Annotated in this window: 11 protein-coding genes; 7 read left to right on the top strand and 4 right to left on the bottom strand. The window is 39.3% G+C overall.

Translation table 11 applies throughout. The features are described from left to right. Positions 1-84 precede the first annotated feature (84 nt). The 4 genes from pheS to EL087_RS05360 all read left to right on the top strand — a co-directional run bounded on the left by pheS (position 85) and on the right by EL087_RS05360 (position 5,066). The gene (gene pheS, locus EL087_RS05375) at positions 85-1,131 is read left to right on the top strand and encodes a phenylalanine--tRNA ligase subunit alpha (protein ID WP_126407289.1); all 1,047 of its coding nucleotides are present in this window, start codon (positions 85-87) and stop codon (positions 1,129-1,131) included. 5 nt (positions 1,132-1,136) lie between these two features. Then, a complete protein-coding gene (locus EL087_RS05370; protein ID WP_126407287.1) occupies positions 1,137-1,664 on the top strand; it encodes a GNAT family N-acetyltransferase in 528 nt (175 codons plus the stop codon). 123 nt (positions 1,665-1,787) lie between these two features. Then, on the top strand, positions 1,788-4,193 hold the full coding sequence (gene pheT / locus EL087_RS05365; RefSeq protein WP_126407285.1) for a phenylalanine--tRNA ligase subunit beta: 2,406 nt from the start codon (positions 1,788-1,790) through the stop codon (positions 4,191-4,193). 90 nt (positions 4,194-4,283) lie between these two features. Beyond that, positions 4,284-5,066, top strand: coding sequence for a nucleotidyltransferase domain-containing protein (locus tag EL087_RS05360; RefSeq protein ID WP_126407283.1), 783 nt, complete (start codon positions 4,284-4,286; stop codon positions 5,064-5,066). A gap of 203 nt (positions 5,067-5,269) precedes the next feature. Here EL087_RS05360 and EL087_RS05355 read toward each other — a convergent pair whose 3' ends face one another. The 3 genes from EL087_RS05355 to gorA all read right to left on the bottom strand — a co-directional run bounded on the left by EL087_RS05355 (position 5,270) and on the right by gorA (position 8,399). Then, complete coding sequence (locus EL087_RS05355) at positions 5,270-5,743, bottom strand: GNAT family N-acetyltransferase (protein WP_126407281.1); 474 nt, start codon at positions 5,741-5,743, stop codon at positions 5,270-5,272. A gap of 144 nt (positions 5,744-5,887) precedes the next feature. Then, positions 5,888-6,430: a biotin transporter BioY gene (locus EL087_RS05350; RefSeq protein WP_126407279.1), complete on the bottom strand. Its 543-nt coding sequence runs from the start codon at positions 6,428-6,430 to the stop codon at positions 5,888-5,890. Positions 6,431-7,049: 619 nt separating this feature from the next. Next, positions 7,050-8,399 carry a glutathione-disulfide reductase gene (gorA, locus tag EL087_RS05345; RefSeq protein WP_126407277.1) on the bottom strand — a complete coding sequence of 450 codons (1,350 nt, stop codon included), beginning with the start codon at positions 8,397-8,399 and terminating at the stop codon, positions 7,050-7,052. A gap of 259 nt (positions 8,400-8,658) precedes the next feature. On the opposite strand from gorA, the gene EL087_RS05340 reads away from it, so the two are divergent. Genes EL087_RS05340 through EL087_RS05330 form a run of 3 tightly spaced genes read left to right on the top strand, consistent with a single transcriptional unit; the run spans position 8,659 to position 11,766 of the window. Further along, complete coding sequence (locus EL087_RS05340; RefSeq protein ID WP_126407274.1) at positions 8,659-9,813, top strand: efflux RND transporter periplasmic adaptor subunit; 1,155 nt, start codon at positions 8,659-8,661, stop codon at positions 9,811-9,813. Continuing rightward, positions 9,797-10,489, top strand: a complete 693-nt coding sequence (locus tag EL087_RS05335; RefSeq protein ID WP_126407272.1) for an ABC transporter ATP-binding protein — start codon at positions 9,797-9,799, stop codon at positions 10,487-10,489. Before EL087_RS05340 ends, EL087_RS05335 begins: the two co-directional genes overlap by 17 nt. Next, positions 10,489-11,766 carry an ABC transporter permease gene (locus tag EL087_RS05330; RefSeq protein ID WP_126407270.1) on the top strand — a complete coding sequence of 426 codons (1,278 nt, stop codon included), beginning with the start codon at positions 10,489-10,491 and terminating at the stop codon, positions 11,764-11,766. The genes EL087_RS05335 and EL087_RS05330 overlap by 1 nt, the downstream gene beginning before the upstream one ends. A gap of 106 nt (positions 11,767-11,872) precedes the next feature. Here the strand turns inward: EL087_RS05330 and EL087_RS05325 are convergent, their stop codons facing one another. Next, complete coding sequence (locus tag EL087_RS05325) at positions 11,873-12,043, bottom strand: DUF3042 family protein (protein ID WP_003024081.1); 171 nt, start codon at positions 12,041-12,043, stop codon at positions 11,873-11,875. Positions 12,044-12,057 lie beyond the last annotated feature (14 nt).

Here is a 12,057-nt window from a genome sequence, read left to right as displayed (position 1 = left end):
AAAACCAGATGAAAACGGATGGTACCGCGTGTCAACGCTCCGCTTATGGAGTCTGACAAGCGGTTTTTTATATTTGGAGGAATTATGTCAACCATTGAAGAACAATTAAATAAGCTTAGAGAAGAAACTCTGGCGTCGTTGAAAAAAATCTCGACTGAAAATGAAAAAGAAATGCAAAATCTACGAGTTTCTGTTCTTGGGAAAAAAGGCTCTTTAACAGAGATTTTAAAAGGCATGAAAGACGTCTCTGCTGATATGCGTCCGATTATCGGGAAACATGTCAATGAAGCGCGAGATGTGTTGACTGCTGCTTTTGAAGAATCTGCAAAATTATTGGAAGAACAAAAAGTTGCCAATCAGTTGGCGAGTGAGTCTGTAGACGTCACCCTTCCTGGTCGGAAAATTTCTGCTGGGAATCGTCATGTTCTTAGCCAAACAAGTGAAGAAATTGAAGATATTTTCATCGGGATGGGCTATCAAGTCGTAGATGGTTTTGAAGTTGAAACAGACTATTACAACTTTGAACGAATGAATTTACCAAAAGACCACCCAGCACGTGATATGCAGGATACTTTCTACATTACAGAAGAAATTTTGCTGCGTACTCATACCAGCCCAGTTCAAGCTCGAGCGATGGATGCACATGATTTTTCTAAAGGACCTCTGAAAATGATCTCGCCAGGGCGTGTGTTCCGACGGGATACGGACGATGCGACGCATTCTCATCAATTTCATCAAATTGAAGGTTTGGTTGTCGGAAAAAATATTTCTATGGCAGACCTTCAAGGGACATTGCAGCTCATTGTGCAAAAGATGTTTGGGGAAGACCGCAGCATTCGTTTGCGTCCGTCCTATTTCCCATTTACAGAGCCGTCTGTTGAGGTGGATGTTTCTTGCTTTAAATGTGGTGGGCAAGGCTGCAATGTCTGCAAAAAGACTGGCTGGATTGAAATTATGGGAGCTGGAATGGTGCACCCTCGTGTCCTTGAAATGAGTGGCATTGATGCTGATATTTATTCTGGCTTTGCTTTTGGACTGGGTCAAGAACGGGTGGCTATGCTGCGCTACGGTATCAATGATATTCGTGGCTTCTATCAAGGTGATGTTCGTTTTTCAGAACAATTTAAATAAATGCTATGTTAGTAAAAGTAAAAGAAGGACAGGTTGAAGTTCTACGAGAACTGGAAGTGCAAACTTATCAAGAAACTTTCGGCCCTTATATCAAAGTGGAAGATATGCAAGATTATTTTACTCATGAACTCTCCCTTGAGCAGATTCAGAAGGATTTGGCGCAAGTAGAGTCGGAGACCTATTTTGCACTAGATGAGAAAGAAAAGATTGTTGGCTTTCTTAAATTTAACTGGGGACAAGCACAGACTGAGCCAGTAGAATCAAAACACTCAATGGAGAATGCTTTTGAGGTTCATCGGATTTATGTTTTGAAACCTTATCAAGGACAGGGCTTTGGCAAGGAAATGTTTAATTTTGCCATGCAAGAAGCTACTAAACGAAAGTTTTCGTGGATTTGGTTAGGTGTTTGGGAAAAGAATTTCAAAGCGCAAAACTTTTACTTTAAATATGGTTTTGAGCGTTTTAGTGAGCATGAGTATGCGACTGGTGAAACGGTTGATATTGACTGGCTCATTCGGAAAGAATTAAATTAAGCGAAAAAGCACTTGGCTTGGGCACTTGTCCCAGCCTCAAAAAGAAAGGAAGTAATATGAGGCAAAATTTTTGAGCAGAAACAATAGTTCTCAAAGATTTCTATGCACTCATATAGATGAATTATGCTAGTAAGTTATAAATGGTTAAAAGAACTAGTTGATGTTGATGTGCTAAGTGAAGAATTAGCTGAAAAAATGTCAACGACAGGGATTGAAGTAGAAGGGGTCAGCTCTCCTGCTGAGGGATTGTCAAAAATTGTAGTTGGTGAAGTGATTAGCTGTGAAGATGTAGCTGAAACACATCTCCATGTCTGTCAAGTGAATGTTGGAGAAGAAGCGCTTCGACAAATCGTTTGCGGTGCTCCAAATATACGAGCAGGAATCAAGGTTATGGTAGCTCTTCCAGGAGCTCGTATTGCAGATAATTATAAGATTAAAAAAGGAAAAATCCGTGGTTTAGAATCCCTTGGAATGATTTGTTCTCTTGGAGAATTAGGCATTTCGGACTCGGTTGTTCCAAAAGAATTTTCCGATGGCATTCAAATCCTGCCAGAAGAAGCTGTGCCGGGGGATTCCGTTTTTCCTTACCTTGACTTAGATGATGAAATTATTGAGCTTTCTATCACACCGAACCGTGCAGATGCGCTTTCAATGCGTGGAGTAGCGTATGAGGTAGCAGCTATCTACGACAAGTCAGTTCATTTTAAAGATTTTCCGTTGTTAGAAGCACAAGAGCAAGCTGCAGAACAACTCTCTGTTGCGATTGAAACGGATAAGGCGTCTTTTTATGCAGCGCGTATTTTGGAAAATGTAACCATTGCTCCAAGTCCGCAATGGCTTCAAAATTTGCTGATGAATGCAGGAATTCGTCCTATCAACAATGTAGTAGATGTGACAAATTATATTTTGCTTTACTTTGGTCAACCAATGCACGCCTTTGATTTAGATACTTTTAAGGGCAATCAAATTGTGGTGCGCGAAGCGCATGCGGGTGAAAAATTAGTAACTCTTGATGATGAAGAGCGCGAATTAGAAACGAGCGATCTTGTGATTGCGGTAGCAGATAAGCCAGTCGCTCTTGCTGGTGTCATGGGTGGAGCTGCAACGGAAATTTCTCCTCAATCAAGCCGTGTAGTGCTTGAAGCAGCAGTTTTTGACGGAACCTCCATTCGTAAAACTAGCGGGCGTCTCAATCTTCGTTCAGAATCATCTTCTCGTTTTGAAAAAGGAATTAACCTAGCGACAGTAACAGAAGCTCTAGATGCTGCGGCTAGTATGATTGCAGATCTTGCAGGTGCAACGGTACAAGCCGGTATCGTCTCAGCGGGTCAAGTGGACACATCAGATGTTGAAGTTGTTTCAACATTGGCAGATGTCAATCGTGTACTTGGAACGGAATTAACTTATACAGATATTGAAGATGTTTTCCGCCGTCTTGGTTTTGGTTTTACTGGCAATGCAGAGGAATTCACAGTCAGCGTACCACGCCGTCGTTGGGACATTCATATTGAAGCAGACCTTTATGAGGAGATTGCGCGTATCTATGGTTATGATAAATTACCAGCAACCTTGCCTAAAGATGACGGAACAGCTGGTGAATTGACAGAAACCCAAAAACTCCGCCGCAAGGTTCGCACAGTAGCAGAAGGTGCTGGTCTGACAGAAGTTATCACCTATGCTTTGACCACTCCTGAAAAAGCTGTGCAATTCAGCACCAACCCAAGTAACTTGACAGAGTTAATGTGGCCTATGACAGTAGATCGTAGTGTCCTTCGTCAAAATATGGTAGCTGGCATTTTGGATACCGTTGCCTATAATGTGGCACGTAAAAATAAGGACTTAGCTCTATATGAAATCGGAAAAGTCTTCGAGCAAAAGGGGAATCCACAGGAAGAATTGCCAACTGAAATCAACAGCTTTGCCTTTGCTTTGACAGGTTTGGTTACTGAAAAGGATTTTCAAACTCCAGCTGTACCAGTTGATTTCTTTTATGCAAAAGGAGTTCTGGAAGCACTGTTTGACCGCCTAGGACTGAAAGTAGAATACACAGTGACGCAAGCATTAGCCAGCATGCATCCGGGACGTACAGCAGCCATTTTGCTGGACGGACAAGTCATTGGCTTTGTTGGTCAAGTTCATCCAGTAACTGCTAAGGATTATAATATCCCAGAAACGTATGTAGCAGAAATCAACTTGACAGCGATTGAACAAGTAATTCAACCAGCAAAACCATTTGTAGAAATTACCAAATTCCCAGCTGTAACACGTGATATAGCACTGCTTCTGAAAGCAGAAATCAGTCACAAAGAAGTCGTTGAAGCTATTGAGGCTGCTGGTGTGAAACGCTTGACAGATATCAAATTATTTGACGTCTTCTCAGGTGAAAAACTGGGACTCGGCATGAAATCAATGGCTTACACCTTAACTTTCCAAAATCCAGAGGATACTCTGGAAGATGAGGAAGTAGCTCGTTATATGGAAAAAATCCAAAAGTCTCTTGAAGTAACGATTGGTGCAGAAGTGCGGTAAGACATGAAAAGCTCCTAAATTGAAGTTTAGGAGTTTTTTCTTGTAGCAATATAATGTATAATAAGGAAAAGTTTTATATCGGAGGAGAAAATGACAGTTTTTACACAACTTTGGAAAGCATTTTCCAATTTACCAGAAGTGACAGCGATTGCTTTAGGCGGATCTCGTAGCGGAGAAACTTATGATGAGACTTCGGACTATGATTTATATATTTACTGCACGAGCATTCCAGATGAAGACAGTCGGAAGTTGATTTTGACCCAATATTGTTCTTATATGGAAATAAGCAATCAATTTTGGGAATTGGAAGACGACTGTACCTTAAATAATGGCATTGATATTGATATTCTTTATCGGAACATTCGTGATTTTGCGATAGATATTGAAAATGTCGTCGAAAAGTGCCGAGCAGGAAATGGCTACACCACCTGCTTCTGGCACAATTTAAAAACCTGCAAGGTTCTTTATGATTCCAATGGAGAGTTAGGAAAATTGAAAAAACGGTTTGACGTTCCTTTTCCTCAAAAATTAAAAGACAACATCATTTCACGAAATTTTAATTTGTTAACCGGACATTTGCCGTCCTACGATACGCAGATTTTAAAAGCAGCAAAACGAAAAGACTTTGTTAGCGTTAATCACCGTGTTACAGCTTTTTTAGAATCCTATTTTGACATTATTTTTGCAGTTAATGAATTGACCCACCCCGGCGAAAAGAGAATGATGTCGTATGCAAAAGCTCATGCAAGCCTTCTTCCTAATCAATTTGAGCAATCTTTAAATACTCTACTAATGAGCATCACTGCTAGTCCTGAAATTCTTGAAAAAGAATTAAGAGAAATAATTGTAAATTTAGAGGGAATTTTATCATAAAATCGGCTGGAATTGAGTATAAAAAAACGGCTTAAACCGTTTTTTGTATTTAGTAGATTTTTCTTGAAATCATTATAAAAAGCTCCTTTAGTAGTTTCTTCTGCAGAAAGAGTCAAAAATATTTTGGGCAGTCTTATTGTTTGGTTGTGGCTAGTCACGTTTTTCGTATTGCAGTTGTTTTCTCTCTTACTCATGCACTTTTCCTATTTCTTTAAAATTTTTTCCATGATTGTTTGTTGGGGCTTTAGATCTAAACGTTCATAAAAGCGCAAGGCAGCGACATTATCATTCCATACATCGAGGGTTAAGTTGTAACAGCCAATTTCTTGGGCAAATTCTTCTGCAAAATGGCAGAGCTGCTCACCAATTTTTTGACCACGAGCATTTTCATCAACGCAAAGGTCTTCAATAAAAAGCGTTTTGATAGGTGTTTGTGCGAGACTTTGTGGTTCTTTAATGATGCAAAAGAGATGACCTAAGATTTTTCCTTCTTCATTTTCAAAGACAAAGATTGGTGTATTTTCCTGAGACATCAGTGTTTTCAACTCTTCATCGTTGAATTTGCGACCACTCTCTTTGAAAATATCTGGTCGGACTTTATGATGAACAAGCAAGACTTGCTCTAAAAGATGATTGAGTACTGGAATATCGCTTGGGATTGCTTTTCTAATAGGCATAGTGAACTCCTTTTGTGACCGCTGGGCATTTTTATAAAATATTATATGACTATCAGTCATTTTTGTTAAGAACAAAATGCAAAAAGTTTTTGAGTCATATAAAAATAATGCTATGAGCGAGTTTTAAGACTGTTTGTACAATATTTATTTTATTAGCTTAAAGTAAGGATGGTTTTTTAAATTTTTAAAAATAGGAATAGTAACAAGACTAATTACGATGAGTTTTATGAAATCTGGTAGGATAAAAGGAATAATTCCAACAGTGATAGCTTTATCTAAGCTAAATCTTGCTAATAACATTAAACCAAGAACACCGCCGACAAAAACAAAAGCATCTCCGAGTAGATTTGATAAGAATATCGTCAAAAAGCTACTATTTTTGGAAGTTAGACTAGCTGTTACTAGGGCGTAGAACAAATAAAACCAGAGATAACCTGCATTTGGACCAACAAGTGCTTGAAATCCACCGTTTCCTCCTGCAAAGACAGGCAGACCGATAGCGCCTAAGAGAAGATAAAGAGCGACTGCTAATAGAGCTTCTTTTCGATGAAAAATAGTAGCCACTAAGCCAATTGCCATATTTTGCAGAGCAAAAGGTACCGGACCGATAGGAATGGTAATTTGAGCAAAAACGGCTATCAAAGCTGCGCCAATTGCTGGCAAAATAAGTGTAAATGATTTTTTCATAATTGTAACCCTTTATTTTGTAATATGGTAACTATTATAAAATAAATAAGAAAAATGTCAAGGGTTAAATAAAAAGGTGAAAGACTGAATTTACCTTTTTGTCAAAGTGGTTACTTTTTCCGCGATATTGCTTTTCTTTTATTTTTACTGCGAAGGAATAATATCAAAAATGCAATTAGTCCAAAGACATTTAAGAAAATAAGTAGGACAGTTACAAGAATTGTTTTAGTTTTTTGCATAAAAGCACCTCCTCGTAAAATAGCTTTGAGATTATCATAACAAAATTCACCTCTTTATCAACTAAAAATCACAGGAAAAAGGAGAGTTTGGGACAAAAAGATTTCAATTTTTAAAAATCTTAATTATTAAGCCCTTCAAATCTATAATTAAATGCGAAAAGCGAATAAAGCAGAATTCTGATTACCAGAAAACTAGTTTTGTTCGCTTTTTATATTTGAGGTTGGACTTTTGTCCCAGCCTCTTAGCGGATAAAATGAAAGAATAAGTTATGGAATGAGAAGAAGTTATCGTGTAAACTAAAATAGTCAGAAGCGATGGTTGCAATTCTGACTATTGAGATAAAGTTGGAAAAATTCGGGAAGTAAGACATTTATGACACTCAGCGCATGGTGACAAACTCTTCTGAACCGGTTGGGTGAATGGCGACAGTCGCATCAAAATCTGCTTTGGTAGCTCCCATTTTAATAGCAACGGCAAAACCTTGAATCATTTCATCAACACCATAGCCAATAGCGTGGAGACCGATGACTTTCTCATCTGGTCCAGTTGTAATGAGCTTGAACTTAGCTTGTTGTCGGTGTTGGGTGACAGCTGAATACATGGAGGTGAAACTAGAGGTATAAATATGAAGATTTTCTGCTCCATATTGTTGGATTGCCTGTTCTTCAGTCAAGCCAACGGTTCCAATCGCTGGATGAGAGAAGACAACAGTTGGAATGTTAGAATAATCCATTTTAGCTTCAGTTTTTCCATTAAATAAGCGCTCGGCTAAGGTACGACCTGCTTTGATAGCAACAGGGGTTAATTCTTTTTCGCCTGTAACATCTCCTAGAGCATAAATCCCCGGTGTTGCTGTATTTTGAAATTCGTCAACTGCTATAAAGCCAGGAGAATTTAGGGTAATACCAGCCGCCTCTAAATTCAACCCTTTGGTGTTTGCAGTTCGCCCAATTGCCCAGATGACGTGTTGAGCGGTGTGGCTCGTTCCGTCCTCAAAGGTAATGCGAATCGCTCCGTTTTCAAGTTTTTCAAGCTTTTCTGGTATTTTGTGAGTATGTAGAGTAGGACCTGATTTCTTCATTTCTTCCACAAGACCATCAATGATATAAGAATCAAAGCTGCGGAGAGGACGATCTCGACGAACGAAAAGGTCTGTTTTTACACCCAGAGCATGAAGAAGTCCAGCTAGTTCAACTGCGATATAGCCGGCACCGAGAATGGCAACGGATTGAGGGAGTTCTTCCCATGCAAAAACATCGTCAGAGGTTTCGCCGAATTCTGCTCCAGATACTGCTGGAATATGAGGGTGAGCACCAGTTGCGATGACAATGTGCTTGGCTTGGATAAGCTCGCCGTTGACTTCAACCGTATGACGGTCTATGAATTTAGCGCGACCTTCAATCAGCTCGACGCCATTTCGATTGAAACTATTATTGTAAGAATTGCGGGCACGATCAATATAGGCTTCGCGATTTTTCCGAAGCATCTTAAAGTCAAACTGCTGATTATCCGAAGTAAAACCATAGTCTGGTCCGTAATCTTGAATGGCTTCAGCGATTTGGGCACCATACCACATGATTTTTTTAGGAACACAGCCGACGTTGACACAGGTGCCTCCTAATTTCTTTTCTTCAATAACGGCAGCTTTTGCACCGTGTTCTCCAGCACGATTCATGGTTGCAATTCCTCCGCTACCGCCCCCAATAGCAATGATGTCAAATGTTCTCATACGAGTCTCCTTTTATCTATAGTATGAAATCATTGTAACGTTTTTGGAAAATGATTGCAAAAATCTGCTACAAAAATTGATAAAAGGCTTGATTATTCAATTGTATTATTGTATTATATATTTAATACAATATGAAATAACTAGAAAGAAGGTAGATGAATGTTAAAAGAGTAAAGGATTTCTTATAGATGCTATCTTATTTTTAATCGTATGTGTTATAATATAAAAAATAGACCGTTTTCATCAGGAGGAGAAAGAGATGAAAAAATTGAAAAAGTGGCAGTTGTACAGCTTGATTGGTGTAACTGTGGTTGTCGTTTTAGGAGCGATAGGTACGATGTTATTGTTTAATGGTAATAGTACTGCTGATAAAGATAAAGAAGAAACGATTCAAGTGCAGAAAGCAAAAGAAGGGTCAGTTGCTTCATCTGCTTTGCTGTCAGGAAATGTTGCGGCTAACAATGAGCAATATGTCTACTATGACGGGACAAAGGGCGATTTGGATAATGTTCTTGTAAATGTTGGAGATCAAGTTACAGCCGGACAAGCCTTAGTTCAATACAAGAGTGTTGAAGCACAAGCTACATATGATACTGCTGTTCGTGCTTTAAACAAGATTGATCGCCAAATTTATGATTTGAAAACGTATGGAACAGCTGTTGATGTGACGGGTGATGAAGCGGCAGATAATAAAACAACTGCGTCTGCACAACGTTCGGTGGATTCTCAATTAAACGATTTGCAGGACAGTCGCGCAGATGCTGTGGACAATGTCAATAAAGCACAGGCATTACTAGATGCAACGACTGTCACCAGTACAAATAATGGGACTGTAGTAGAAGTCAATCGTGATGTTTCTAAGTCTACGACAGGTACTAATCAAACACTCGTTCATATTGTCAATAACGGCAACCTTCAAGTAAAGGGAGAGCTATCAGAGTATAATCTGGCAAATCTTTCAGTCGGGCAAGAAGTGACGATTACGTCCAAGGTCTATCCAGATAAGAAATGGACTGGGAAAATCAGCTATATCTCAAATTATCCAAAAGACAGTCAAAATGCAGCGGCAGCTGGTGCAGGCACTGCAAATTCAGGAGCAAAATACCCCTATACAGTAGATATTACAAGCGAAATTGGTGATTTGAAGCAAGGATTTTCCGTCAATGTTGAAGTAAAAAACAATACAAGAGGGATTTTAGTGCCGGTCAGCAGTGTTGTTTCTGAAAATAATAAAAACTATGTTTGGACATTAGAAAAAGGAACTGCAAAAAAAGTGCAAGTAACACTGGGAAATGCAGATGCTAAAAATCAAGAAATCTCATCTGGTTTGACAAAAGATAGTAAAGTTATCACCAATCCAACAGATAGCTTGAAAGACGGTCAAGAGGTGAAATCGTATGAAGAAACTCATTGATTTAAAAAATGTTAGCAAAAGTTACCGCAACGGAGATCAAGAGCTTCAAGTTTTGAAAAATGTTCATTTAGAAGTTGAAGAAGGTGAGTTTGTTGCGATTATGGGACCTTCTGGCTCAGGAAAGTCAACCTTGATGAATATTATTGGTATGTTGGATCGCCCAACGAGTGGCGAATATTACTTGGAAGGTGAAGAAGTTGCCAAGCTCAGTGAGAAAAAGCTAGCCAAAGTGCGTAATCAGCAGATTGGCTTCGTTTTCCAACAATTCTTCCTCTTGTCAAAATTAAATGCTCTTCAAAATGTAGAACTTCCTTTGATTTATGCAGGGGTTTCTCAATCCAAACGGAAAGCTTTAGCAGAGCAATATCTTAAAAAAGTTGAGTTGGAAAAGCGGATGTACCATTTGCCGTCAGAACTTTCTGGTGGTCAAAAGCAACGAGTGGCTATTGCGCGTGCCTTGGTCAATCATCCCTCCATTATCTTAGCAGATGAGCCGACGGGAGCCTTGGATACCAAGACGGGTGAGCAAATTATGGAATTGCTGACGGAGTTAAATCGTGAAGGAAAAACCATTATCATGGTCACTCATGAGCCTGAGATTGCAGCCTTTGCAAAACGACAAATCGTTATTCGAGACGGTGTCATCTCGTCAGACAGTAAGAAAGGAGAAGCATGATGCAGAATTGGAAATTTGCAATCAACTCCATTATGGGGCATAAAATGCGCTCTTTCTTAACGATGTTGGGCATTATCATTGGTGTTATGTCTGTTGTGGTTATTGTGGCTCTAGGAAGTGGTATGTCAAATGCTTTCACAGATGTTCTAGGTGGTGCCCAGCAAGATGTTTCCTTATTTTACTCACACAAGAGAAGTAAAAACGGTGACGGTGTTATGACGTATCAAGAGATGCGTGATGATGCTGAAAGTGGAAATGGTGATGAGACAGTTTCGACAGAAGAAGAGCCTCAAATCCAAGAAGTTTGGGTCAAGCAAGCGGTTAATGATATTAACGGAATTGACAATTATTATGTTACAAATAACACAATCGCTACAGTAAATTATGGTAAGAAGAAGGCGGATAATATTCCTATAACGGGTATCAATTCCACTTACTTTACGGTAAAGAAATACCAAATCGTTGCAGGACGGACATTGAAATCAAATGATTATCAAACATTTGCAAGAGTTGTATTACTGGATACGAAACTAGCTGATATTCTTTTTGGAGGTGCAGATAAGGCGCTCAATCAGATTGTCCAGCTGGGATCTAATAATTACCGTGTGATTGGGGTTTATAAAGATCCGAATGAAACGCGAAATCGCTTAGCCAATATGAACAACGGAAATTTATTAATGGCTAACACTCAGTTAGCAGCTGAATACAATGTTGCTGAGATTATGAATGTCGTGGTACATGTTAAAAAATTAGATGATGTGTTGAAAGACGGAAGTGCAGCTGCGCGCTTGATGACAAAATTGTCTGGTGTGAGAGAAGGCGAGTACCAGATGTTTGATCAAGCCAGTCAATTGGCTGCTATCCAAAGTCAGGTTGCCATTGTGCAAGTGGTTTTTGGAGCGATTGCCGGGATAGCACTTCTCGTTGGTGGTATTGGTGTTATGAATATTATGCTTGTATCAGTGACAGAACGAACCCGTGAAATCGGTCTTCGAAAAGCCCTTGGAGCAACCCGTGGCAATATCTTGATGCAATTTGTCATTGAGTCAATGGTGTTGACAGCGATTGGCGGTTTGATTGGGCTTGCTTTAGCAGCTCTTATCGTGGCATCTATCGGTCATAGTTTGGATGCATTTTTCGGAGCTCCTCCAACCATTACGACGGTATCTGCTGTCGGAAGTGTGCTCTTTTCTGCAACTATCGGGATTGTTTTCGGTATTTTGCCAGCTAATAAGGCTTCTAAATTGGATCCAATCGAATCCTTGCGTTATGAATAAAAAACTGACCGTTGCAGTATGAGAAAAAACGTGTAAAAAAACTCCAACAGATACTCATTTTTCTAGTGAGTTATCTATTGGAGTTTTTATATGAAATGAATGGTTTTTAGTGTGATACACGTTTGCGAGCTGCTTTTTTACGGTTTTCTTCGATGAAAGCTGCTTTCTTTTCTTCAGGTTCAATCACTTTTTTCTTGAATGTATAAACTGCACCTGCAACAGCAGCAACAGTACCAGCTACGCCAGTTACAACACCTTTAACAAATCCTTTAGCCATGAGATTTCTCCTTT

The organism is Streptococcus milleri, assembly GCF_900636525.1.
GTDB lineage: Bacteria > Bacillota > Bacilli > Lactobacillales > Streptococcaceae > Streptococcus > Streptococcus hominis.
The sequence above is the reverse complement of the archived record's forward strand: the minus strand, read 5'-3'. Positions and strand labels throughout refer to the sequence as shown.